The 22,490-nt window shown below is 41.2% G+C and carries 24 protein-coding genes; 10 read left to right on the forward strand and 14 right to left on the reverse strand.

Features of this window, described 5'->3' with window-relative positions:
- Positions 1-89: 89 nt before the first annotated feature.
- The 3 genes from yccS to L3V23_RS05030 all read left to right on the forward strand — a co-directional run bounded on the left by yccS (position 90) and on the right by L3V23_RS05030 (position 2,996).
- A complete protein-coding gene (gene yccS, locus L3V23_RS05020) occupies positions 90-2,264 on the forward strand; it encodes a YccS family putative transporter (RefSeq protein ID WP_102966845.1) in 2,175 nt (724 codons plus the stop codon).
- Positions 2,265-2,469: 205 nt separating this feature from the next.
- The gene (locus tag L3V23_RS05025) at positions 2,470-2,631 is read left to right on the forward strand and encodes a hypothetical protein (RefSeq protein ID WP_167828610.1); all 162 of its coding nucleotides are present in this window, start codon (positions 2,470-2,472) and stop codon (positions 2,629-2,631) included.
- Positions 2,632-2,705: 74 nt separating this feature from the next.
- On the forward strand, positions 2,706-2,996 hold the full coding sequence (locus L3V23_RS05030) for a hypothetical protein (RefSeq protein ID WP_102966846.1): 291 nt from the start codon (positions 2,706-2,708) through the stop codon (positions 2,994-2,996).
- 16 nt (positions 2,997-3,012) lie between these two features.
- On the opposite strand, the gene modC is transcribed toward L3V23_RS05030, so the two are convergent.
- Genes modC through L3V23_RS05050 form a run of 4 tightly spaced genes read right to left on the reverse strand, consistent with a single transcriptional unit; the run spans position 3,013 to position 7,075 of the window.
- On the reverse strand, positions 3,013-4,125 hold the full coding sequence (gene modC, locus L3V23_RS05035) for a molybdenum ABC transporter ATP-binding protein ModC (RefSeq protein ID WP_237291972.1): 1,113 nt from the start codon (positions 4,123-4,125) through the stop codon (positions 3,013-3,015).
- A complete protein-coding gene (gene modB / locus L3V23_RS05040; protein WP_102955268.1) occupies positions 4,122-4,814 on the reverse strand; it encodes a molybdate ABC transporter permease subunit in 693 nt (230 codons plus the stop codon). Before modB ends, modC begins: the two co-directional genes overlap by 4 nt.
- Before the next feature lie 4 nt (positions 4,815-4,818).
- Complete coding sequence (gene modA / locus L3V23_RS05045) at positions 4,819-5,592, reverse strand: molybdate ABC transporter substrate-binding protein (RefSeq protein WP_102966848.1); 774 nt, start codon at positions 5,590-5,592, stop codon at positions 4,819-4,821.
- A gap of 1 nt (position 5,593) precedes the next feature.
- Positions 5,594-7,075 carry a cobyric acid synthase gene (locus L3V23_RS05050; RefSeq protein ID WP_181460973.1) on the reverse strand — a complete coding sequence of 494 codons (1,482 nt, stop codon included), beginning with the start codon at positions 7,073-7,075 and terminating at the stop codon, positions 5,594-5,596.
- Positions 7,076-7,296: 221 nt separating this feature from the next.
- Between L3V23_RS05050 and L3V23_RS05055 the strand changes: the two genes are divergently transcribed.
- Complete coding sequence (locus L3V23_RS05055) at positions 7,297-7,821, forward strand: hypothetical protein (protein ID WP_042487203.1); 525 nt, start codon at positions 7,297-7,299, stop codon at positions 7,819-7,821.
- Between the two features lie 137 nt (positions 7,822-7,958).
- Positions 7,959-8,627, forward strand: coding sequence for a PilZ domain-containing protein (locus L3V23_RS05060; protein ID WP_237291973.1), 669 nt, complete (start codon positions 7,959-7,961; stop codon positions 8,625-8,627).
- Between the two features lie 33 nt (positions 8,628-8,660).
- On the opposite strand, the gene luxQ is transcribed toward L3V23_RS05060, so the two are convergent.
- The 6 genes from luxQ to L3V23_RS05090 all read right to left on the reverse strand — a co-directional run bounded on the left by luxQ (position 8,661) and on the right by L3V23_RS05090 (position 15,105).
- On the reverse strand, positions 8,661-11,213 hold the full coding sequence (gene luxQ / locus L3V23_RS05065) for a quorum-sensing autoinducer 2 sensor kinase/phosphatase LuxQ (protein ID WP_346656169.1): 2,553 nt from the start codon (positions 11,211-11,213) through the stop codon (positions 8,661-8,663).
- 14 nt (positions 11,214-11,227) lie between these two features.
- Complete coding sequence (locus L3V23_RS05070; RefSeq protein ID WP_237292146.1) at positions 11,228-12,316, reverse strand: autoinducer 2-binding periplasmic protein LuxP; 1,089 nt, start codon at positions 12,314-12,316, stop codon at positions 11,228-11,230.
- Between the two features lie 296 nt (positions 12,317-12,612).
- Positions 12,613-13,764 carry a conjugal transfer protein TraF gene (locus tag L3V23_RS05075; RefSeq protein ID WP_102969063.1) on the reverse strand — a complete coding sequence of 384 codons (1,152 nt, stop codon included), beginning with the start codon at positions 13,762-13,764 and terminating at the stop codon, positions 12,613-12,615.
- Between the two features lie 147 nt (positions 13,765-13,911).
- Entirely contained in the window at positions 13,912-14,211 is a 300-nt protein-coding gene (locus L3V23_RS05080; RefSeq protein ID WP_102969062.1) for a GIY-YIG nuclease family protein, read from the reverse strand.
- Positions 14,211-14,861, reverse strand: coding sequence for a YceH family protein (locus L3V23_RS05085; protein WP_102963950.1), 651 nt, complete (start codon positions 14,859-14,861; stop codon positions 14,211-14,213). The genes L3V23_RS05080 and L3V23_RS05085 overlap by 1 nt, the downstream gene beginning before the upstream one ends.
- Positions 14,862-14,907: 46 nt before the next feature.
- Positions 14,908-15,105 (reverse strand): hypothetical protein, encoded by a 198-nt coding sequence (locus L3V23_RS05090; protein WP_146029464.1) that lies wholly within the window; start codon positions 15,103-15,105, stop codon positions 14,908-14,910.
- A gap of 188 nt (positions 15,106-15,293) precedes the next feature.
- Here L3V23_RS05090 and L3V23_RS05095 point away from each other — a divergent pair, with 188 nt between their 5' ends.
- Complete coding sequence (locus tag L3V23_RS05095; RefSeq protein WP_042487222.1) at positions 15,294-15,611, forward strand: DUF496 family protein; 318 nt, start codon at positions 15,294-15,296, stop codon at positions 15,609-15,611.
- Positions 15,612-15,891: 280 nt separating this feature from the next.
- On the opposite strand, the gene L3V23_RS05100 is transcribed toward L3V23_RS05095, so the two are convergent.
- Positions 15,892-16,422, reverse strand: coding sequence for a hypothetical protein (locus L3V23_RS05100; RefSeq protein WP_237291974.1), 531 nt, complete (start codon positions 16,420-16,422; stop codon positions 15,892-15,894).
- A gap of 341 nt (positions 16,423-16,763) precedes the next feature.
- Here L3V23_RS05100 and L3V23_RS05105 point away from each other — a divergent pair, with 341 nt between their 5' ends.
- The 4 genes from L3V23_RS05105 (at position 16,764) to L3V23_RS05120 (ending at position 19,322) form a co-directional block, all read left to right on the forward strand.
- Positions 16,764-17,186, forward strand: a complete 423-nt coding sequence (locus L3V23_RS05105) for a hypothetical protein (protein WP_102986083.1) — start codon at positions 16,764-16,766, stop codon at positions 17,184-17,186.
- Positions 17,187-17,533: 347 nt separating this feature from the next.
- Positions 17,534-18,322: a pentapeptide repeat-containing protein gene (locus L3V23_RS05110; protein WP_237291975.1), complete on the forward strand. Its 789-nt coding sequence runs from the start codon at positions 17,534-17,536 to the stop codon at positions 18,320-18,322.
- An 8-nt stretch (positions 18,323-18,330) separates the two neighbouring features.
- Positions 18,331-18,747 carry a VOC family protein gene (locus tag L3V23_RS05115; RefSeq protein WP_102969057.1) on the forward strand — a complete coding sequence of 139 codons (417 nt, stop codon included), beginning with the start codon at positions 18,331-18,333 and terminating at the stop codon, positions 18,745-18,747.
- Positions 18,748-19,061: 314 nt separating this feature from the next.
- A complete protein-coding gene (locus L3V23_RS05120) occupies positions 19,062-19,322 on the forward strand; it encodes a YgjV family protein (protein ID WP_042487232.1) in 261 nt (86 codons plus the stop codon).
- A gap of 108 nt (positions 19,323-19,430) precedes the next feature.
- Here L3V23_RS05120 and L3V23_RS05125 read toward each other — a convergent pair whose 3' ends face one another.
- Genes L3V23_RS05125 through L3V23_RS05135 form a run of 3 tightly spaced genes read right to left on the reverse strand, consistent with a single transcriptional unit; the run spans position 19,431 to position 22,489 of the window.
- Positions 19,431-20,939, reverse strand: a complete 1,509-nt coding sequence (locus L3V23_RS05125) for a DUF4832 domain-containing protein (RefSeq protein WP_237291976.1) — start codon at positions 20,937-20,939, stop codon at positions 19,431-19,433.
- An 18-nt stretch (positions 20,940-20,957) separates the two neighbouring features.
- Entirely contained in the window at positions 20,958-21,362 is a 405-nt protein-coding gene (locus L3V23_RS05130; protein WP_042487238.1) for a hypothetical protein, read from the reverse strand.
- Positions 21,363-21,379: 17 nt separating this feature from the next.
- On the reverse strand, positions 21,380-22,489 hold the full coding sequence (locus L3V23_RS05135; protein WP_237291977.1) for a glycosyltransferase family 4 protein: 1,110 nt from the start codon (positions 22,487-22,489) through the stop codon (positions 21,380-21,382).
- Position 22,490 lies beyond the last annotated feature (1 nt).

Here is a 22,490-nt window from a genome sequence, read left to right on the forward strand (position 1 = left end):
TCGCATGAGATTATTTATGTAATTTGATCAAAAAGTTATCAACACAGTCTGATACACTCAATTTTTATTTTTAACAGTGATGGGCCATCGTGTATTTGTTAAAACGACTTCGTGTTCTCTGGGCTAATAAAACCATCAACTACAGTGTGCTGATTTGCATTGCACTACTCGGTGTTGTCGTTCCAACTTGGTATTACAGTCTAAACACTTGGGTGACTCCTCTGATATTGGGTGTTATCGCTGCGGCACTTGCCGAGCGAGACGACAGCTTTACAGGTCGACTAAAAGCCATCACTCTGACATTTTTCTGTTTTGCTCTTGCTGCCTTCTCAATTGAGATCTTGTTTAAAACGCCGATTCTTTTCGCCATCGGATTGTTTACCTCAACTTTTGGCTTCATCATGCTCGGCGCTATTGGTAGCCGTTATGCAAGTATCGCCTTCGGCTCCTTGCTTATTGCTATCTACACCATGTTAGGCGCTCATCACAGTACAAATATTTGGTTCCAGCCTTTACTATTACTGACTGGTTGTGCTTGGTATTACTTCCTTTCAATGATCTGGCATGTTCTCTGGCCACTTCAACCGGTGCAACAAAGCCTTGCCAATGTCTTTGTTCAACTTGGTCAATACCTCGATGCTAAAGCGGAACTGTTCCACCCTGTATCCGGTTTATCGCCTCAACCACATCGTATTACAGAAGCCAACTTAAACTCAGCCACAGTTTCTGCACTCAATCAGTGTAAAGCGGTATTTCTTACTCGCTCAAAGAGAGGCCACGTAGACAGTGCTAGCGACCGTTTTCTTAATATCTATTTTCTGGCACAGGATATTCATGAGAGGGTAAGTTCAACCCATTATCGTTATCAGGAGCTTTCAGGACAGTTCGAGCGTTCAGACGTGCTGTTTCGGCTTAAACACTTGTTACAGAAACAAGCTCAAGCTTGCCATCAAGTCGCGCACTCTATTCAGTTAGGTTTGCCTTATACCCATGATAGTGATTCGATCATCGCGCTTGATGAACTTCAGCTATCGCTTAATCATCTTCAACAACAAGAGAATAAAGAGTGGAAAGTCTCACTTGCTCAGCTTGGGTATCTGTTCAATAACCTCGCGACGGTAGAAAAACAGTTATGTAACGTGAGCAATCCTGATACGACAAAACTTGAAGATGGCATCTTACAAGATACTGAAGCACATACGTTCAAAACGGCTTGGTTAAGGATTAAATCTAATCTGACGACTGATTCATTACTGTTTCGACATGCCGTTCGAATGTCTCTCGCGTTAACCGCTGGGTATGGGATCATTCAAGGGTTAGGGATTGAGCGTGGTTACTGGATTCTGCTAACGACTTTATTTGTCTGCCAACCCAACTTTGCCTCAACACGTCAAAAACTGAAAGCGAGGATCATTGGCACTATTGCAGGCCTATTGATAGGCGTGCCGCTGTTAACCTTATTTCCCTCGCTTGAAAGCCAGCTAGTATTTATCGTCTTCTCCGGCGTGATGTTTTTCGCCTTCCGTATTAACAATTATGGCTATGCCACCGGATTTATTACCGTACTCGTACTGTTTTGCTTCAACCAGCTTGGTGAAGGTTATGCCGTGGTATTCCCTCGCCTTGCGGATACGCTAACAGGTTGTGCGTTAGCGGTGTTTGCCGTTTACTTTATTCTTCCAGACTGGCAGTCAAAGCGTTTACACAAGGTGATGGCCGATGCTGTAGATGCAAACAAGCAGTATTTAGATCAGATCATCGGTCAATATCGAATTGGTAAGAAAGATAACCTGAGTTACCGAATTGCAAGGCGTCAGGCGCATAACCAAGACGCAGCTTTAGCCGTAGCAGTAAGTAATATGCTTGCAGAACCGGGTAAATATAGAGCCGCAACAGATGAGAGTTTTCGTTTCCTCACTCTTAATCATGCTTTACTGAGCTACACCTCAGCATTAGGCGCTCACCGAACTCGAATTGATGATGAAACAGTGCACCAATTGGTCTTGGAGTCTCATCGCGTGATTCACCAGCACTTAGATGCGCTCTATCAGCAACTGTATAATCACTGCACTGAATCTGACGCGATCAATATTGATGATTCAGGGTTAAAAGAACGTCTAAGTGAATGGCGTGAAGAAGATAGCAGTTCTGCTCGCTTGGTGCTTCAACAACTCCATTTGATCTACCGAATGCTACCCGAGTTGCATTCACTGGCGGCCAAGTTCGCTGTGCGTGTCCCACCTAGCAAGCAGCCGTCCTTGTAGAACCAATATTGGTGCCATTGAGAATAACTGGCACCAATATGCGTTTTTTTACATTAACAGGCGTATAACCTGACACTTTTCGGACATAAGCATCAGCACGAATACTAACATGAATGTCAGTCTTATCTTACACAGTAAGGTTTAGGTGCTCATGAACCACAAGACCATGGCGAGACGTGAAAACAGGTTATTACGGGACATTAGGATGAACAGCGTTCAGTTTGATAATTTCAAATCACAGTTACAGCAGTTAACACCTCAGCAACTGCGTGCGCTGCAAGGTGAGATTTCTCATTCTCTAGAAGGGGAAAGATCTGAGCTGGTGACTTCTGAAGAGTTAGAATTAATCTCTAAGTTGTTTTCGTAACTGCGTTTGTGCACCGTTAACTTGCATAATAAATGAACAAGGCATAAGCTTTTATCACTAAGAGGGATTAGCGTATGTCAATTTCATCTCTACAGTCTGGTTACCCTATTGTTCAGCAGTCATATAAAATGGCTGACGAAGCAGCAAGAGAGATTCAAGAGTCCAATTCATTCAAGAATGACTTTTCGGACAATGACGCGCTCAAATTCAATGCTATTGAACACAAAAAAGCCCACCACCCTTCAAAAAACGATATTGAACCAATGCTAAAGCTAAACCAAGCGGCTCAATATAATCGCGTTGGAACCAATGTGATTCAACGCGAGCAAGATATGATTGGCAGTCTGCTTGATATCCATATCTAACCCCCACACTTCTCTTTTAAAGATTCGCTATCGCAATATCTCTTTGTGAAACACTAACGCCTTTGATCTGTGCGAAAACCTGCATGCCTTCCTCTAACTTTAGATCGTCCAACGCCCACTTAGTGATAGTTGCCCATAGATAGCAACCCTGGTTCAAGTCCAGTTTTACCGAGACACTCTTCTTGTTATCACCGTAATGCTGATATTCAATTCCAGCGATACGAGCAGGTAAGATGTTTCGAATCGACGATTTTTCATTTTTATCCAGAGCGATCGAAACGTCATTTGCTCTAATTTGCAGACGAACGGTTGATCCAACTTCGGCATCAACTTGTTGAACCCAAAAAGTTAAACCTTCGACAAATTGCAATTGAGTCAAACCATATTCCAGATTGTGTTTGCTAACCGTGGCAGAAAATAAAGTGCTTTGCTCACTAAAAGATTGCCAAGGGCGCATCACTTTTGATGACCAAACATCTTCTATTTTTCCATCTGAGACAACCTTGCCCTGATCTATCACAATAAGATGATCCGCTAATCTTAGAATTTCGCTTAAGCTGTGCGACACATAGAGAATCGGAATTTTCACCTTCTTAGATAGCATCTCTAAGAAAGGCATAACTTCACGTTTACGAGGCAAATCTAAAGAAGCTAACGGCTCATCCATTAGCAATAAATCAGGTTTCGACAGCAACGCTCTGCCTATCGCAACACGTTGCTTCTCACCACCTGAGAGCCCTTTTGGATAACGAGACAATAAAGGTTCTAGAGACAATAACTCAACGATGGAGTTGAAATACTCATCGTCTTTTTCTCTGACGCCATAATTTAGATTTCCCTGAACCGTGTAATGAGGAAAAAGCCTTGGTTCTTGGAACACATAGCCGAGGTTACGTTTTTCAACCGCAATATTTGTGCCCTGCGTACTATCAAATACGGTTCGGCCATTCACCACGATCTTACCTGTATCGGGGCTTAATAAACCACTTACAGCATTCACTATCGAGGTTTTTCCGGCACCAGAACGTCCGAAAATTGCGGTAATACCGTGGCTTGGCGCAATGAAATCCACGTTCATTTCCACGTTTTCCAGATGCTTCTGGAAAGTCACCTTAACGCCTTGATTCATTGGCTCACTCCTAAACGGCGTCTTACTCGTCGACTTACCCATTCAGAAGTCAGAAGTGATAACAGTGCAATAACGATTGAAATAATACACAAGCGTGCAGCCGCCATTTCTTCTCCCGGTGTTTCAAGGAAGGTAAACATAGCTAACGGAATGGTTTGAGTCTCAGCGGGGATATTTGAAACAAAACTGATTGTGGCGCCAAACTCTCCTAAACTTCTCGCAAAGGCAAGCATGACTCCGGTTATTACACCAGGCAGTGTTAAAGGTAGAGTAATAGTAAAGAATACTTTTATCGGTGAAGCGCCAAGCGTCTTTGCCGCTTGTTCTAGTTTAATATCAATACTTTCTACGCTTAAACGAATCGCTCGCACCATCAAAGGAAGTGACACAACCACACAAGCTAAAACAGCACCACGCCAACTAAAACTAAAAGAAACGCCAAACCAGTCATAGAGCCAACTGCCAATTACGCCTCTCCTGCCCATCGAGATCAACAACAAATAACCGATCACCACAGGCGGAAGCACTAAAGGCAAATGAATTAGGCTATCCAACACGCTTTTACCAACAAACTCTTTACGAGCAAGTACCCAGCCAAGTATTACCCCAACAGGTAGCAGCCACACAACAGCGTATGCGGCCACTTTCAAACTTAATAGCAGTGCGGTTAACTCATAATCACTGAGCATATAGTCACTGAGCAAATTTCTCGTTTCCCATGTCTGTACGGAATCCGTATTTATTTAGTATGCTTCTGGCTTCGTCAGACTGAATAAAGTCCACCAGTTGTTTGCTGCTTAACTTGTCGTTAAGTTGTACCAATGGATAGTGTATTGCTCCATGCAGCGATGGTTCAAATGACTGCAACATTTCTACTTTGTCAGTAAGTAAAGCATCTGTTTTGTAGACGATGCCTAATGCTGATTCTCCACGCTCAACCAATGCTAACGCACTGCGAACGTTATTTGTCTGAGCCAATTTAGATTTGACCTCACTCCAAACACCTAAGTTAGTGAGCGCCTCTTTGGCGTAAATACCGACTGGTACGGAATCTGTATTCCCTACCGCTATTCGAGAATCATCAAGCACTTTATTCCACTCTTGCTTTTGATCCAATTTGAATGACTGTGTCGGTGAACTCGCAGGTTTTATTAACACCAATTGGTTACCGGCAATCAATGAGACCTTATCTATATCGGCCAGTTTCTTTTCGACAAGATAGCTTACCCACTTCTCATTCGCCGAAAGGAAAACATCCGCAGGAGCACCGCTTTCAATCTGACGAGCTAATGAGGATGAACCTCCGAACACGGTTACGATATGACTGTCATGTTGTTGATTGTAAGCTTCAACTAAATCACCTACCGCATTGGTCATTGATGATGCGGCATAGATTGTAACGGTATCTTTGGCCAAAACTGAATGACTAGAAAGGAGTAATCCTAGGCATAATATGATCTGCTTCATTTTATTTAACCTTGAATGCACCGTCCCATAAGGAACTCCAATTCATATGCTCTTCTATTGCGTCTGCAATTCTATTGATTGCCAACTCTTTAGTCGCCACATGATCATATTCTTGCAATTCTTCTGCTCCCGCCCAACGGCAAATTAGACTCGCTGTTTCAAACTCATCAAAGACACCATGCAGATAAGTACCAAGGATCTGACCACAAGAGCTGACTAGTCCATCACTATTACCATTATCAAGAGTAATAATAGGCTTTGAATGCGAATCCACCGCGAGTTCAGATACCCCAACGTGAATTTCATAGCCAGAAACACGGGCACTTTGGCCGTTAAGGTGTAGCGTACCTTTGACATTCGTCAGTTGTTTTTGCGACGTTAACGTGGTGTCCATATCCAACAAACCAAGCCCTTTTGAGCTACCCGCTTTGCCTTCTACACCATCTGGATCGTGTATCCAGTGACCAAGCATCTGATAGCCACCACATATTCCCATGACCTTGCCACCAAGACGAATATGACGCTGAATATCTTTATCCCAACCTTGTGAACGCAAATATTCCATATCAGCACGAGTTGATTTGCTGCCGGGCAAAACTATCAGATCAGCATGTTGAAGTTTCTCTCCTTTACCGACATAACGCAGGTCAATATCAGGGTTTAGTCGCAAGGCATCAAAATCGGTATGGTTGCTAATACGGGTAAAAACCGGAACGACGACTTTAAGCTTGGTTTGTTCAGCTTTAACTTGATTAGCAGTAATTGCGTCTTCTGCTTCTAAATCAAAACCGTGCAAATACGGGAGTACACCAAGTACAGGCTTGCCTGTCTTTTCTTCCAGCCAATCTAGCCCTGACTGTAAAAGAGCAATATCACCTCTGAAACGGTTAATAACAAAACCTTTAACTCTAGCTTGCTCAGACTCAGATAATAGAGCTAACGTCCCGTAAAGATGGGCAAAAACACCGCCTCTATCAATATCGGCAATGATAATCACGGGAACATCTGCAGCCTCTGCAAACCCCATATTGGCAATATCGTTCTCTCTTAGGTTCACTTCTGCTGGGCTGCCTGCACCCTCTATCACAATATACTCATACTGCTGTTGAAGCTTGCCAAATGAATCTAGAACCGTCTCCATCGCAACCTTTTTATAGTCGTGATAACTCTGCGCTTCCATATTAGAGAGTGCCCTACCTTGCAAAATAACTTGCGCACCCGTATCCGAATTAGGTTTGAGTAAAACAGGATTCATGTGTACTGAAGCTTCAATGCCACAAGCGAGAGCCTGAACAGCCTGTGCTCGGCCAATTTCGCCGCCATCAGCAGTAACCGCACTATTCAAGGCCATATTCTGTGGTTTAAATGGCGCGACTTTGCAGCCTCGTCTTGCCAACACTCGGCATATACCTGCCACTAATACACTTTTACCCGCATCAGAAGTGGTACCTTGTACCATTAGAGCTTGAGTCTTCATTTTCATCGTATTTCTTGTACTAATTTTTTAAACATACTATACCCAAATTTGAACTAATGTCCTGAATATCAACACGAATGATGTAAAAATAGAGCAGATAAAAAGCAAACAAACATTACATCCATCAAATTTTTTAATCACCTTATATTAGTTAAGATACAATGGCCTGTAATTTGCTAATAAATAATGTATCTTTACATTTTAATTCACTCAGGACGAATACACTTATGTTAAAAAAGGCAGGTCTATTAAGCTTAATTGGTTTTGCTTTCGCAGTACCAAACACCGCAATGGCGAACAACTTTAGCTACAATTTTCTTGAAGTAAGAACTGCTATTAGCCCTGAGTCGTTTGGCGGTGAATTTAGTACCCATTTTACAGATAACTCTCACTTTATCTTACGTGCGGATACTCGCTTTGATGAGGATTGGGATATGGCTGGTGGTATTGGCTTCAATGGCCCTATTAACCAATTCATGGACATATACGGACAAATGTTGCTGCATCATGTCAACTACACCAAAGAAGAAGGTGATGATTCCGAATTTATCTATGAGTTGAATGTTGGTGGCCGCGTATGGTTGACTAACCAACTCGAAGTTCACGCTAAGATTGGTCGCGCTGATGAAAGCGGCGTGTTTATTGGTGGTGTCCGTTTCCATTCAACAGACCAGTTGTCTTTGAGTGCTGAAGCGAGAAACGCGGGTATCTGGGGACCTCAAATCGCGATGGGCGTGCGCTTCAATTACTAATTGAACGTTAGATCTCATTCCCAAAATGATGTCGTCATATTTAATTTAGATTCGACTAAAATTCGAAGAGTTTTGTAATATACTCAACCTTATACCGTACTCAATAATAAAAACGACACGGCAGGGTTAAAATAGATATGTCGACATCAAGTTCCAATAACATCTCTGAACTCGAAAAATACCTCCAGAATGGCATGAAGTTGTCGGTCAGTTTCCAATTCGGCCCAAACGACAATTACGATTTCACAACCACCCTAGTCGGACATAAGACCCAACAGTATTTGATCCTCGATCTTCCAATCAAAGCATTGGAATTACTCGTCATGCGTAAGCTTTCTAATGTACAAACCGTGGTGAGGGGCATTTGCAACAAAGATTACGGGCATATTGTTGCGTTTAAAACTTCAACTTATCAGTCGATTAGAAGACCTTTTAACCTTCTGTTTTTACGCCCTCCCAAACATTTTGCGACAAAAACTATTCGCGAGCATGAACGTTATTCAATTTCACTACCTGCTAGTATCAGCACAATAAACAGTGAAGTATCAGGAATCATGGCGGATTTGTCCGTTTCTGGCTGTGGAATTTTCGTAGCTGGAGAAAACGAACTACAGACTGGCAGTAAAGTGGATATCCGCTGTGAAATGATAACTTCGCTACCTGAGAATCTTGGCTGTCACATTGTAAAAATCAGTAGAGAACCCAAAGGGCATTTGATAGGTATTAAGTTCGATGAAACCATCAATATGTCAGACGAAATGAGAAAAGAAGTGCTGGAACATGCCTTCAGTGCTGGTTCGATATAGAGCAAACCCTAGTTAAAGGCCTGCTCTATATCGCTAACAATAGGTTTGTTTGTAATGAACCAAAGCTTGATACAAGCTCTCTTCTCGGATTGGTTTAACAATGACATATTCGGCACCCGCAGCTAAAAATGCTTGTTGGGTAGACTCCATTCCATCGGCAGTACAGGCGAAAACAGGTGTGTTCAGTTGCATCTCTTTCTTGAGGACTTTCGTTGCATCAACACCATCAAGGAAAGGCAATTGATTATCCATAAAAATGATGTCGTATTGCTGCGTTTTCGCTTTCTCTATCGCTTGCAAGCCATCTTTGACCCAATCCACATCCATCCCATACTTTTCACAGAATGCTCGAGCAATAAACGCGTTGGTATGATTGTCCTCAACCAGTAATACTTTCAATGATTTATCAAATAAAGCAAAGCGTTTAGTTTCTTCTTGTTGCTCGTCCGAAATACTTTTCCGAGAAACAACTTCCATCGGCAATATAACCGTAAACTCGGTTCCTTTACCAAATTCAGATTTTACTTGAATAGACCCACCAAGCATTTCAACAAGGCTGTGAACAATAGCCAGACCTAATCCACTACCGCCATACTCCCGAGTTGTTGTCGGTTCAGCTTGCATAAACGGTTCAAAAATAATCTTTAAGTCAGATTCTTTAATACCAATACCAGTATCCCTCACGGTGACGTATAACTGGTCGGTGTCGCCATATTGCATAGAAATACGAACATAAATTGAACCTTCATTCGTAAACTTAAGGGCGTTATTAATAATGTTGTACAAGATCTGATTTAAACGTACCTGATTGCTGTTAACGATTACGCCTTCGTTAATGTCAGTTTCAATTTCAAACGCCAAGTTCTTCTCTTGGCACATTGGTTTGTAAATTTGTTCAATGGCAGAAACCACATTAATTAGCGGAAAGTCTGAAGATGAAATACGGAACTGCCCCTGCTCAATCTTAGAGAAATCGAGAATATCGTTAAGTACCGCGAGTAAATGTTCTCCGCTGCTGCACAGTACATTGAGCTGATCGATTTGCTCTGGGCTTGATACTGAACGTTTCAATAATTGCGAAACACCTAAAATCCCGTTTAATGGCGTACGCAATTCATGACTCATCTTGGCTAAAAAGTCCGCTCGAACTCTTGCTGATTCTTCCGCTTCTTTGCGCGCTAATCGACTTTGTTTCTCTGCTTCCGCGAAACTTGTTACGTCTTGCCCTTGAGTGATAATCGACTCAATCTTATTTTCGATCACTATCGGTGAAATACTCCAACGGAACACTTTTTTATCAATTTCCGTCATCACTTCTTTCGATAGTTCGCCGGTTGCTGCAGATTGGATGTCTGGCAAAAGTTGTTTTTCTAAAGCCCTGAACGACCTCTTGCTTTCACCTTTCGCACCAATAAACTCCTTCTGCGCGGCTGGGTTCATACGAATAATGTACCCTTCCGTAGACCATAGAATGATTGGTGAGAGTGAGAAATTAAAAAGATCTTCGAACTGCTTTTCTTGCTCAGCTAAACGCTGGAAGGTGTTTTCAAGCGTGCGTCCAAAATGGTCAAACTCATAAATCGCAGATCCCGGAAAGAAATACTCTTTGCCCTGCACCGCCACTTTGTGGGTGTAAGACATCAGCTGATCAATTTCGTGTTTAATACGTTTATGTAACCACCAGCGAGTAACAATGGTTACACCCAACAAAGCGATTAACGCAAACACAATCCAAAAATAATAGCTGTCTCTTAATTTCAATGCATTCTGGTTACTCTGTACTGAAAATACCGCCAGATAGGTAGGCACACCTTCAAGTTCCAGCATGGTTTTGCTGACGATATTTTTTTCATCCAGAGCTTCACCCGTCACGCTTCGGATAATATCTTGTTCATTGTAAAGATCGTTGCCATTCAGAGTCGAAGACAAAATATTCTCATCCACTGCAAGCACCAGATTTTGGGCATTGCTGTTATCTTTAATCGTTTCAATCAATGCGTAGTTATCATTGAGAACAATAGATACATAGAGAAAGCCAAGTACTTCACCCGTTGCAGGATCGACGATTGAAGACCTTCTTACCAAAAGGTAAGTAGGACCAAGTAGCGAAGGGCTCTTAATCAGATGCCAGTTACTGCTTATTGACACTCTACGGACTATTTTCCCAAGCTCTTTGGTTTCAATACCATAGAACTGAGAGTTGCCATCGTCCCAAAGCATTTCTTTCTGGCTGGTAATAAAACGAATGTCTGGTGTATTAGAAAGCTCAAGCTGGTCAACAGTAAGAAAGTATTGATCCAGCTCTTCTTCTTTACCGCTGTGAATAGCCTGAACCAGTGTTGCGTTCTTTGCACTACTGTCTTGGTGTATCTGCAGTGTAGCAAGACGAAAATCAAATAAACTTTGAATTAAGCTTGAAGTCTGCTTAGAGGTTCTCATCACTTCTTGTGCAATCAGACGACTACTGATTTGGTAGCTCTGGAACAACACCATGATGATTAAAGTACCAAGCGCAACAACAATTGCATGGCTTATAAAAGATGCAATATTTTTCTTCTGCTTAATCGGGTTGATACTTTTTACCACTGCTTATCTGCCTACTAATTATCTGAATATCGGAAAGCGCGTTGTTTGAGTTTCTCTATCGTTTCTTTAGAGTCATTTTTAGTCACAACGGCTAGATCGCCTGAATAGACAAGCGGTACGGGTTTATTTTCGATGTCCCATTTAATGGCTTCCGCCATTGCAATACCGGTATCATCGTTCATTCGCATCACAGTAACATCCAAATCACCTTGCACGATAGCGTCTAGCTCAGCAGAACCGCCTCCCCATCCATTGATTTCAATGTCCTGACGATTCAATTCCTTTAGCGCTTTTGCTGCACCTAATGCAACGTCGGTTGAACAGGCATAGATGAATTTAATATCAGGATCTTTTTCAATGATCTTTAACGTCGACTCATAACCACTCTGTTCGGTAGTTTTGGTATAAAAAGACGAAGAAAGTTTGTAGCTATTACTCTCTTCCATCATTTGAATGAAGCTACTACCACGAGCATCACTGATATAACCTTCAGAAAAATACAGCACCGAATACTTACTGCCATCTGGAATAGCTTGCTTGTAATAATCAGCAATTTGATTTGCACCGAGCTCATGATCGAAACCCACATACATCATGGGTTGTCTCTCTTCCCAACCTTGCACTGGTGTCGTGATATTTTGCAGAATGAGTTTGGTGTCTGATGAATTCAACACGTGCTCGATAAATTTCCTATGACGTGTTGTGTCTAGAGTAAAAATTAAATAGCCAGTGTTGTTTTTTATCGCTTCCATCAGAGACAAACTTTGTTGTCTCATATCCACGTTTGGTCTAGTAAATACTTGGTTTAACTGATATTTGATACCCAACTCTTCCATTCGTTTCTCGAATGCCTTGATATTGCGAACCCAATAATCAGAAATTTGTTGGCCGGGATAAACAACAGAGATAGTGACAGGTTTGTCTTGAGTGACAGAGATTGGGACAGGTTTGTTACGCACGGTTTCCGAAAGCAAAAGCGTCCGCTCTTTCTCCGTTGGGTTGATACTTAAAAACTCTTTGTAGTGCCAATAACCATCTAGAAATTGAGCCGACAATGCAGGTGTGGCACTAAAAAAAAGTGAAAACAATAAGGCTCTTTTCATTCTATCCGTATTCATTTTGTACGCTGTTGATTGATTAATCACTCAGTAAGCCCTTAAGTTTGACCTTAGTATCAGTGCATCATTTAGACATGAAATACCTGCACAGATTACTAAGAAGTTGAAAGGATGCAACTTGGAACATCAGCTATTCAAATGAATATTTTCAATAACATAGCGGTTCTAAGCTTAACGAGTATATAAGGATTATTATGCATATATTGCCGAATTGATAGTACAGGCACCTAAAATTTCTTATAGGCGCCTGCGTTCGATGAAGTATTGTTCAGCTTTAAGGGCTAGAAAGTGAAAGCTAGGTTGGTTGAAACCCCAAACTGCCCGTCTCCCGCATAATTACCAGCCAAGTCAAAACTGACGAGATCTCCTGGGCTAATCCCGATACCAAGGGTAACTGCATCATCTAATGTATCTTCAATATCAATCTCATATCCCGCTCTCAACTGAGCCCATCCCCATGCATTACCTTCAACACCAAACCGAACATATTGAGTATTATCTTTGTACCCTGAGAATCTTTCCTGCTTGGTTAAATCGATATCCACAGAGGCAGTAAACAGCTCAGTCACGTATCCACCGGAAACCGTGACCTGAGTATCTAATTGATAGGTGTTAAGTCCATCATAGGTTTTAAGCTCTTGTGAAAAGAGATCTTTAACTGCAATACCTGCCCGATAATTATCGAGCATCCATACCGCCCCCAAATCCAAGTTGAACGCATTGTCTTTCACTTCGCTTTTGTCATAATCGTCCAAATCAAAGTTTTCTACCGTGACAACTTGTTTATATGTACGCAGTTGTTGGAACTTAGGTGTAACACCAAACGCAAAGTCTTGTCCTTTGATCGCTACAGTTTTCGCAAATGACAGGCCGTACTCTGTATAGCCGAAAGCCAATAAATCCACACTTGAATTTTCGTAACGGTTTCTGGCATCAGCCTCTGTGTTCCCCGTAGAAGCCTTAATGTCTGTTCTTACCAAAACTTCAGCGTACCCTCGAGCGATAAAGTTCACTGAAACAGCTTCTAGAGGTACAGCAACAGCCATACCTGCGCCAGCAGAAACACCCAAAGGTTTGTCGTCAGAGAGTTGATCAAGATAACTGTTTATTTGATTGACGTTTTCTTGAGTCGGCGTACCTGCAGCTTCAAAGGCTTTAATGCTGTCTTGTAGATCATCAATTGTTGTTAATGACTCGTCTGGGTCACGAGCCGTTGCTCCGATTGCGGGCAGTAAGATACCGAAGGTATCACTGTCTCGATATATTGCTCCTAATGCTGGGTTGTAAAAAGGAGCGAGAAGATAGTCGGCAGTTGTCACACCAGTATTGCCCATACCGTTACCACGTGCATCAGCGACTGTATTCGCCGCATTTACTGAGGTTGCAACCAATCCACACACTGCTATAGAAAGTACTTTTTTAGAATTATTCATTTCCACATCAACCTTTTGTATTGTCCCTTTTCAAGATTAATACACAAAATCAATATTTACAGAAAACCGTGCGATCGTTATCTCAGAAAACAGATATTGTTGATAAAAATAAGGTAGGAAAAGCTCAACGCTTCGCAGGGAAAGCACTTAGTTAGGAACGTATACGCTTAGTAATGAAGGTTGTTGAATGAGTTTTTCTTTTTGAATCTTAGACAGACGTTTGATTCGATATTCAAGTCGAAGAGCATCACCTTTCTTGTCACCAACCTGATGTGACCAAACCAGCTCTAAAGGCATCTTTCCTCTCAAAGCTTTTGCACCTGTGCCTGAGCAGTGCTGGCCAAAACGACGTTCGACATCTGTGGTAATACCGCAGTAGAGGGAATTTTGTGGTGTGCGTACAAAGTACACCCACCACGATTTTTCTTTGTTACTTAACGTTGTCATTAAAGAAGCTTTTCTAGCATGGCTCTTAGTTCAGCAACTTCTTCTCGTAGCTCTGCGACTTCAGCCTCAAGCATTTCCATTTTGTTGCTTGAGAAACTGCTTGCCGAAGATGACTCAACCGCTAGGGCTTCCAAGTCTACTTCTCCGGAAAAGAGATGCTGATAACGCGACTCGCGTTTGCCTGGTTCACGAGGCAGTTTTACCACCAATGCGCCTGATTCTCTTGCAGCTAAACGTTCTAGTACTGCTTCTGTTTCTTTAACATCGTTAAATGAGCATAAACGATTAGTTCTGGTTCTTAGTTCACCGGGTGTTTGAGGGCCTCGTAGCAACAGACAACAGACAATGCCTAGTTCTTGCTCATTCAGCTTTAAGTCACCGAACTCGGTATTACAAAATCTATGCTGAAACTTGCTTGCGCGGCTGTTAAAACCACTCTCATCACTCACTAAACGGCGAGAGATAAGTTCAGACACTACATCTTGAACTTCTGCATCACTCAGCGACAAAACTGGCTCACGATTACTTTTTTGGTTAACAGCGGCAGTCAAACTATTTAAGGTTAGCGGGTAATAATCTGGTGTTGTGACTTCCTTTTCAATCAAACAGCCAATGACTCGCGCTTCTAAAGGACTCAATTCTATATTCATTTTTTTATTTCCTTCTATGGAGAAATGACCGCAACTAAAGAACAGTTTAGTGTTCGAGAGTCATTGCAAACTTCAATATATTGCCGTTCTCGTCCATGATAACGATTTTTGCTCGGTTCAACTCAATATCAATATGTTCCATGACTTTACGCTCGCGAAGGTAGGCATGACGGAGTTTAACGTTGTGTTGATCTTCAACTGGTGCGATATCGGCTTTAGAGACAACAATTTCAGAGGACAGCATGATCATTTCGGTACTTAAAGTTTAACTGCGCACATGATATAGCGCTTATTGAGTGAAGTACAATCAAGCCAAGCGCTAACTGGCGAATAAATGGACAAGTTGTTGTAAGGTTTGATCTTAAGTCTGTTATGAGTTGCAACGATGTGCTTTAATCACTGTTAGTTGCATTGAGATAGGAAAAGGGACCTATGAACAGCGTATTTGAAATCGTGAGCTTAGCTCGTCGCAAAAACAAACTGAAACGTGAACTTCTTGATAATGAAAAGAAAGTTCGTGATAACCGCAAACGTGTAGACTTGCTTGAAAACTTGGTTGATTACATCAAACCAGAAATGACTCAAGAAGAGATCATGACTATCGTTAAGAACATGAAAGCAGACTACGAAGATCGTGTTGATGACCACATCATCAAAAGCGCAGAAATTTCAAAAGAGCGCCGCGACATCAGCCGTCGTATCCGTGAGCTAACAGAACAAGACAAGCAAGCGCACCAACCTAAAAAATAAGGTTGAACCCAATTAATGAAACCCGTCATTTGACGGGTTTTTTATTACCAATAACGATAGCTTTTCGTCGCCAAAACGCCAAAACCAATACCTGCGATTGATAAGCCAGTAACAGTGGATAGCACGAAAAGTAAGAAACGAGCAAACTTGAATCTAGATGTTGGAGATTTCGGGTTCAGATACAAAATAAAGAGAAAGAGCAGGCTTAATAACCTGCTCTTTGTTTTTCAAAACTGTATTTCAGAGCTGAATGAAACCTGCATATGCCGCTCTATAGGATTTAGTTGAGTTCTTCGATGTCATTAACAACAGTATTAGCAATCGCCTCAACGAAATCATTTTCAACAGATTTGTCTCTTAAAGCTCCCGCTATCACCTGAAGATTCTGTGCGAAACTACCTTTGTAAACTAGGTTATTGCGATTGATGAGTGGTTTAGTTGGCTCATCACCTGCACGTTGCACGTTAAAGTTAAATTCAGGATATCCAAGTGAGTCAGATGGAATTGGTGTTGCGTCACCTACAAATCGTCTGGTGTAGTCGATGTTTATCGTAATCGTATCCATTCCCGGAGCATCTGAAAGCATACCTTTATCAGCTAGTTTGGTAAGTACTAGACTCTCCACCATTGTAGATAGCTCTTCTTTACTGTGATACTCAATGGCAGGTTCATGAAACTGAGTAACCTGAACGTTAATTTTATCGATGTGGAACTGGGCTGTTACTTCTTTACCTTTTGAAGTGCTGCCACAACCACTTAAAAGTAAGGTTGCCATAAGTACAGGAATAGACATTAACCACTTGCGTTTCATAGGGATTTTCCTTTGTTATATTGATTATGCAATTAGAAACTATTCACGAAATCTGTAAAGTGAATAGTATTATATAATTGAGCTAAATCAATAATATACATTCATTTGCACGATAGTGTATTGCTAATTTAATGTAACTTTATTGATGACGTTCTAGGTCTATCAGAATTCGAATTACCGAAAATTGAATTTATATGTCTTATGAAATATTCAGTATTTCCATCCATTACGCATCCAGTTAAAAGACACAGTTATGTTTCAGATGTGATGTAGGCAATTGATTTCTTATTGTTCAATCATTAGCATTAAATACTTATTCATACATAAGTAAAGGATTGACTATGAGATTAGTAGCAAAATGCAGTTCGATATTAAGTTTGGTTTTATTGGCCGGTTGTGTTGCAACCGTTGCGCCAGAGGATGTCAAATATCAACATTACTTAGCCAAACATGTCGATCTAAGTAAAAAAGCTGAGTCACTAGTCTCGGGCATAGGGAATGAATTTGGTATCGAAGATAGAATTTATGTTTTATCAATTGCTAATTGGGATCCTGAGCTAAAAGGCGAAAAGGTTGAAGCTCGTTGGGATTGGTACACCGGAGATGAGCTGCGTTACACACATGGTCGCGATATTTTAATGAAGGAACCACCTCATCGCTTTTGGGGAAGAAAATCTGGAGTTGAACTAGGTAAAGGAGAGCATAGAGTAGTTATATACCTAGATGACAAGAAAGAAGAAGAACTGCACTTTTCCGTAAAATAAACAAAGCAAATTTTCAAGATATTTTCCTAATTAATCAGATACAATTTAGCGTTATATAGATAAATTGTATCTGACCCCAAAAAGTTTAATGCTCAACCGCGTATTGTTTAACTCCTTGCAGTTGGTACAGGAAATATCGGCATATCACCAACCTTTTAGCCACTTGATAAACGACCTCTTTTATCATTAGCTACGTATAGTTATGAGAGACAATATCAAGTTCAATAGCGATAGAGTCCAAATTTTTTCCACCATTTAAACCGTTTTCGATAACATAAATATTATTCAATATATTGTATATTTGTGCATACTAATAAAACTTTTATGGATAGCATTAGAGGCTGACTTTGATACTCTTAAATTGGACTAAGCATTTTTACAAATCAGTTAAAAAAGAGACAGGCTATTTAGTTATTGGCTCATTGATAGGCTTGTATCTCACGGCATATTACCTAGTCGAAGCGAAATACAACAGAGATTCTTCTTTAGCTTCTACGACATTATCAAACTTCTATAGCTTAGCTAACTCTGGGCATTCTATGGGATTCAAAACTGCAATGGCTCAGTTTAGAACTACATATCAAATAGAATCCATAAAAGAGCCAAAGATTGTAAATCCATTCTCTTGGTTCTCTGTATACAAACCAAATTATACCCCTCTAAGAGATTGGACCCTGTTCGCTTTTGAATCTTGTACAAAAGAGATATGTGGCAGTGAATTATATAGAATAGATTTATCTAAAGTTCCTTTAAATGATGCCATATTTACTAATGTAAATTTTGATAAAACTAACTTTTCAAGTTCATATTTAGACAATATTAAAATTTTCGCTTCAACAGCCAAAAACTCAAATTTCAGTAATATACAAGGTCAGTTTGCAAACTTTTCCAAAACGAATTTGGAAAGCTCTAAGTTTGACAATGCCATGCTTGCTGGCGCAAATTTTACAGGAGCTAATCTACAAAATTCAACTATGGATAACATACTTGCATACGGAGTTATTTTTGATGATGCAAACCTTAAAGGCGTATCTTTTCTCGGAGCGGATCTAGAAGCGTCGTCTTTTAAAAATGCTATTTATGATGAGTCTACTATATTTCCAAATGGATTCGCTCCTTCCCTAAAGAGCAAATAAGTATTCCTATGAAACAAAACATTGTACATATTGCATTAGTCGTCAGAGATTATGACGAAGCGATTGATTTCTATGTGAACAAGCTTAAGTTTGAGCTTATTGATGATACCTACCAGCCTGAGCAGGATAAGCGTTGGGTGGTGGTTGCCCCACCAAATTCACATGGTGTTAGCTTGTTGTTGGCGAAAGCTTCAAAGCCTGAACAACATGACTTTATCGGCAATCAAGCTGGAGGCCGAGTGTTTCTCTTTTTAAATACTGATGATTTCTGGAGAGATTACGAATATATGAAGTCAATTGGTATTAAATTCATCCGAGATCCTCAACAACAAGACTATGGTACTGTTGCTGTGTTTGAAGATCTTTATGGTAATTTGTGGGACCTATTGCAGCTCAATTCAGACCATCCTATTGCCAAGCGATAAGCACTATTTGCACGTTAGAAGGGTTTTGATTCGACAAGTCAGCAGACATTATTCTACTTTGTTGCTTAGTTGAAATGAGGAATTATTCGCTCGCTCACAGAATTAATTTCATTTGATTGCTACGTAAAACGTTTGCGTAATCGCTAACCTTCTATTTCCTAAATATTGAGGCTTTCATCACACTTTGACTATTGGTATATTAGCGCCAGTTAATCAACTTAGACCATTCGAGGCATGGAGCTCCCTCATTTATCTCAAGACGAGAAGATTGGTACCGGTGATACCAAGTCCGGCAAATAAAGAGGGTCTATATTATGGATATGCAAACAATTGAAATCATGGGTTACGCAGCATCAATCATGGTTGCTATTTCTCTAACTATGAAAGACATCGTAAAGCTTCGTATTCTGAACTTTATCGGTTGTACGCTATTCTCAGCTTACGGTCTTATGATCGATGCGCTGCCAGTTGTAGCAACAAACACTTTCATCGCTGTTGTAAACGTATACTTCCTAGTGAAGATGTACCAAGAGAAGAAAGCCGCTGAAGCAGAAGGTGTTCAAAACCCAGCTTAAGTCATGATTGCTTAAACTGATTAAAGAGGGAAAACCCAAGTGTGTATCACTTGGGTTTTTTCATATCGTTAAAGTAATAGCGCACGGAATAACGCTACGTTGTCACTCTTACAAAATCGTTAAATCTGAAAAACGATACCAACCAGAATCTTGCTTTCCAACGTTAGCAAAATTTAAGCGCGCATCACCATGACTATCCACCAGAGCGAGCTCAAGATAATAATGCCCTGCTTCAAGTGTACTTGGTAAGGTGAGGCTACTGTGTGTTTCGTATTCACCCGGTAACCATGAACGAACATCGTAACTAGAAGTACCAAAGAAAGCGGTATTACCATTTACATCAATTAACCTGTAAGCCAAGTAACGATGTTGATAAGGTGGAGCAACACCTTCGTTGACAAACAATGTGTTCACGTTCAACACACCACCAGCTTTGAGTTCAACTTGGTGATTGAGTTTCTCTAAACGAATTCGATAGCCAATCTTAAGCAGAGCGTCATCGAGTAATCCTCGATATTGAGTCGGGATCGGCTTTGATTTCAAATTCAACGTTGATGCATGGTGCTCAATTGCCCAATCCAAACTGGCTTTCACTTCTTCATAGCTATAGCCTTGCGTCGACTCCCAGCCTTGCATTGTTCCACAGGTTTCAAGACTGATAGGTCCACGTTGCCAACTGGTATCAAAGTTCGGGTCGTCATATTGAGCTTGCTGAATACGATATGGGTAATCATCTCTCATGTGGCTCCAAGTGGTTGAGAAATGGTGCCAGTCTCCCCAACAATCCGCTCGCCATCCCGCTCCCTTTTCAGTCGCGTAAGCTAAACTGTTACCGCCGCTGATTAACATCACTTTCGGTGTTTTAGGAAACGCTTCAAAATGCAGATCAACCCACTTGTTCAGGTCGGCATCGCTGTATTTCTGATGTAACGGCTCTAAACCGGAGAAGTTACTGTTATGCCACTCACCCCAAGAACCGACCATGCCAATATCAATATGGCTTAAGTTTGAGTTGCCATCGTAACGCTTACCGAACGCTTTCAGCAGTTTTTCACCGTAGTAAAGGTACAAGCTGTCATCTAGGTTTGGGACGAAGGTTTTATGATCTTCAGTCCAATAACCGCTAATGCCTTTGTTAATTAGCCATTGTGGTACTTTGCTGCCGCTTTCCGGTTCTTCCGCTGTCATAAAGCGAATCGCTACCATTTTAGGTGGCGTTTCATGTCGGTTTTCACTGAGAATTTTATCCAGCTTATCAAAGGTATACTTACCTTCTTCCGGCTCTAATTCATTCCAATAGAATCGGTAGTAATCAATGCCAGCATCCGGATATTCGCTAGAGCTTAATGTCGAGCCCCAATTATCGTGAAAGGTTTCAACGCCCATCCCCGGGTTAGTAACAGGGCCAGTAAGCGCTGTAGGATAGACGGTAATAAATCTTTGATTGTTCAGATCCTCCAGCTCGCTTTCGCCACCGCCAGTATTACTCTCGGTTTCAGAACCTTGATCGTGCTTATTATTTGACGGATGGTTATCCGGCTTTTTTGCTAGTCCAGAACTAAGAGGCAACATTGTCAGCATTGCCAATACAACAGCTTTGTAAGGCCGTATTTTCATAAAAACCTCGGGGTTAATTTACAATAATAATCCTTTAAACCAATCCCAAATTCCGAATGAAAATCCCTTAAAAATATCAATACCAAGTGCTGACTTTATTAAGTACAGAGCCAGCATTGCCAAAAGGCTGATTGATACCACTCCTATTAGGATTAATAACGTAAGAACAAAGTGAACCAACTTTGAACGCTCACGCACATCTTTTCGATGATCTCTGCCACACAGAAATACAATATAGAAACGTTTACCGAACCAAGGAACGGTTTCTCTAATATCAATGGAATGTCTTGCGACCAACCCCATCGATTTGACTGCATGTTCTATGGCTTGCTTTTGCTCGTCATTTAACGTCTCAGCAATACCACTATCTAAAGTGTGATAGAACTGCTTAATAACTTTGTCTGAGCGGTTGTTAGACGACACTTGTTAATACCCGTTAGTTACTTTGAACTCTGCGCTTTTTTATAAACTTCAACAGTTTGAGCGGCTATCTTCTCCCAGTCATACTTTTCCAAATAAGTGGCATAATCCACCTCAGAGTGTTCTGGAAGATTCGCTAGTTTACTTGCCAATGAATTCACATCACCAACCGGAAAATAACTTTGCTCATTTAACCCAACTTCGGTATTTGCAGGTATATCGCTGACAATCGCTGGAAGTGAGAATGACATCGCTTCTAAAAGTGCAATGGGTAGACCTTCATGATAAGAAGGCATAACAAACACTTTTGCTTGAGAGAACAGTACTTTCAGTTCATCCCCTGTGACAAAACCTGTTAACTTCACACCCTTCGTATTGCGCGCTTTGGCTTTTAATTCTGAGCTATAAACAGTTTCGTGGTCGGTATCTCCCACCAATACTAATGGCAGGGTTAGTCCCGATTTTGCATAAGCATCAATAAGATCATGAAAGCCCTTTTCTTCAACAAATCGACCAACCGCCACAATATAACCTTTAGCCGACAACTCATGATTGGCTAAATACTTATCAATAATGGCTTTATCCAACGGCTGAGCTTTAAGCACGCCGTTATAGATTAAATTGGCATCAAAACGCTGGTACTTGTCTTTGATAATAGTATTGATCACATCGGATATCACAATCACTTCGCTTGCCCACTTTGCAGCGAGTCTTTCACCTAATTGCAGAATTTTCTTAGCAAAACCTCCCCATTTCTGACGATCGTAGTCAGGGCCATGGTGAGTAAACACGACTTTCTTACCCAGCAGACGCAGCAACGGCACCACCAAACCTGGACCAATGGCATGTACGTGCACCACATCCGAACCATCGGTTAAGGTCGAAAATGCGGCTAGAGTTGAGTGGACAATTGCTTCGAGTGATTTCTTCTTTGGCGCCCAAATAGCTTTGGTTTTCACACCTTGGTATTCAGAATACTGATAAGGAACGTAAGGAGAACGTGCAATCACACACACCTCCGCACCTGTTTGTCGCACTATTTCCGGATACAAGTGCTGGCAATGGGTTTCAACGCCACCAAGCACATCTGGAATTCCTCGCGTACCTAGTACAGTGATCTTCATAGTCATA

Source organism: Vibrio sp. A1-b2, from assembly GCF_021726015.1.
GTDB classification, from domain to species: Bacteria; Pseudomonadota; Gammaproteobacteria; order Enterobacterales; family Vibrionaceae; genus Vibrio; species Vibrio diazotrophicus.

Coding starts and splice junctions, on each gene's coding strand:
- L3V23_RS05025 (WP_167828610.1), top strand. CDS start 2,470: ATGAACAGCGTTCAGTTTGATAATTTCAAATCACAGTTACAGCAGTTA.
- L3V23_RS05030 (WP_102966846.1), top strand. CDS start 2,706: ATGTCAATTTCATCTCTACAGTCTGGTTACCCTATTGTTCAGCAGTCA.
- modC (WP_237291972.1), bottom strand. CDS start 4,125: ATGAATCAAGGCGTTAAGGTGACTTTCCAGAAGCATCTGGAAAACGTG.
- modB (WP_102955268.1), bottom strand. CDS start 4,814: ATGCTCAGTGATTATGAGTTAACCGCACTGCTATTAAGTTTGAAAGTG.
- modA (WP_102966848.1), bottom strand. CDS start 5,592: ATGAAGCAGATCATATTATGCCTAGGATTACTCCTTTCTAGTCATTCA.
- L3V23_RS05050 (WP_181460973.1), bottom strand. CDS start 7,075: ATGAAAATGAAGACTCAAGCTCTAATGGTACAAGGTACCACTTCTGAT.
- L3V23_RS05055 (WP_042487203.1), top strand. CDS start 7,297: ATGTTAAAAAAGGCAGGTCTATTAAGCTTAATTGGTTTTGCTTTCGCA.
- L3V23_RS05060 (WP_237291973.1), top strand. CDS start 7,959: ATGTCGACATCAAGTTCCAATAACATCTCTGAACTCGAAAAATACCTC.
- L3V23_RS05070 (WP_237292146.1), bottom strand. CDS start 12,316: ATGAAAAGAGCCTTATTGTTTTCACTTTTTTTTAGTGCCACACCTGCA.
- L3V23_RS05075 (WP_102969063.1), bottom strand. CDS start 13,764: ATGAATAATTCTAAAAAAGTACTTTCTATAGCAGTGTGTGGATTGGTT.
- L3V23_RS05080 (WP_102969062.1), bottom strand. CDS start 14,211: ATGACAACGTTAAGTAACAAAGAAAAATCGTGGTGGGTGTACTTTGTA.
- L3V23_RS05085 (WP_102963950.1), bottom strand. CDS start 14,861: ATGAATATAGAATTGAGTCCTTTAGAAGCGCGAGTCATTGGCTGTTTG.
- L3V23_RS05090 (WP_146029464.1), bottom strand. CDS start 15,105: ATGCTGTCCTCTGAAATTGTTGTCTCTAAAGCCGATATCGCACCAGTT.
- L3V23_RS05095 (WP_042487222.1), top strand. CDS start 15,294: ATGAACAGCGTATTTGAAATCGTGAGCTTAGCTCGTCGCAAAAACAAA.
- L3V23_RS05100 (WP_237291974.1), bottom strand. CDS start 16,422: ATGAAACGCAAGTGGTTAATGTCTATTCCTGTACTTATGGCAACCTTA.
- L3V23_RS05105 (WP_102986083.1), top strand. CDS start 16,764: ATGAGATTAGTAGCAAAATGCAGTTCGATATTAAGTTTGGTTTTATTG.
- L3V23_RS05115 (WP_102969057.1), top strand. CDS start 18,331: ATGAAACAAAACATTGTACATATTGCATTAGTCGTCAGAGATTATGAC.
- L3V23_RS05120 (WP_042487232.1), top strand. CDS start 19,062: ATGGATATGCAAACAATTGAAATCATGGGTTACGCAGCATCAATCATG.
- L3V23_RS05125 (WP_237291976.1), bottom strand. CDS start 20,939: ATGAAAATACGGCCTTACAAAGCTGTTGTATTGGCAATGCTGACAATG.
- L3V23_RS05135 (WP_237291977.1), bottom strand. CDS start 22,489: ATGACTATGAAGATCACTGTACTAGGTACGCGAGGAATTCCAGATGTG.